A 1,163-nucleotide genomic window follows, 5' to 3' on the forward strand; every position below is an offset into this window, starting at 1 on the left:
GACGACCGCCGGCGGCGCCCCCTCCCCGCGGTCGCCCGCACCCGGCGGCTCCTCCCCCGCCGCGGCCCGGGCGCAGGCCCGAGGGCCCGTCCCGGCCCCGGTCTCGACGTCCCACCCGCCCCCGGGGCTGTCCGCACGGCCGCTGCTGCCCACGACGCCTCCTCCGGGGGGCGCGCCGTGCGTCCCCTGCGCCGCAGGCAAGCGGAGCCGCCGCCGGTCCGGGAGGCCGCGCCCGGCGGCTGGGGACGACGGAGACGTCCGACGCGCCTGTGCGCGGCGCCCGGACAGGCGAGCCCGGACAGGCGAGCCCGGACAGACGAGCTCGTCGGGGGGACCCTCACCCGCGACCGGGACGACGGACCGCGGCTCGCCGCTCGGGCCGGGCGCGGTCACCCGCCGCCGCCCAGGTGGGCCGGGGGGAGGCGGCGCCTAGGCTGGCGGGCGTGGACGCGACGGCGCCGGGCCCCCGCCGGGTGGCGCTCTTCGACGTCGACCGCACGCTCGTCGCGCGCTCCACCGTGCTGGCGCTGGCCCGGCCGATGCACGCAGCGGGGCTGCTGCCCCTGCGCGCGGTCGCCCGCGCGCTGCGGGAGCAGGCGGCCTTCACGCTCGCGGGCGCCGACCACCGCCGCATGGAGCGGGGGCGTGCGCTGCTCGTGGCGCAGGTCACGGGCTGGGAGGTCAGCGCCGTCCGCGCCGTCGTGGAGCAGGCCCTCCACACGCACCTGGCGCCGCTGCTCTTCGCCGAGGCTCGGGCCCTCGTCCGCCGCCACCAGGAGCGGGGGGACGCCGTCGCGCTCGTGACGACGGCGGCGCACGAGGTCGCCGAGCCGCTGGGGCGCCTCCTCGGGGCCGACCACGTGCTCGCCTCGCGGCTCGCCGTCGAAGGAGGCCGGTGGACGGGGGTGCTCGACGTGCACGCCTACGGCGAGCAGAAGGCGGTCCTCGCGCGCGCCCTCGCGGCCGAGCACGGCTACGACCTCGCCGCGAGCGCGGCCTACACGGACTCGGTCACCGACCTGCCCCTGCTCGAGCTGGTCGGCCTGCCGCACGCCGTCAACCCCGACCGGGCGCTGCGCCGCGTGGCCCGCGCGCGGGGCTGGCCGGTGCTGCGCTTCCGCCCGCCGTCGCGCCGCGGACGGCGCTGTCCGCCGCCGTCCGGC

General features: G+C 81.2%; 1 protein-coding gene. It reads left to right on the forward strand.

Annotated elements, in window-relative coordinates:
* Positions 1-443: 443 nt before the first annotated feature.
* A partial coding sequence (locus HLB09_RS17375) for an HAD family hydrolase (protein ID WP_171204528.1) occupies positions 444-1,163 on the forward strand: 720 nt, incomplete at its 3' end.

Origin of the sequence: Pseudokineococcus marinus (assembly GCF_013004605.1) — a bacterium.
GTDB classification, from domain to species: Bacteria; Actinomycetota; Actinomycetes; order Actinomycetales; family Quadrisphaeraceae; genus Pseudokineococcus; species Pseudokineococcus marinus.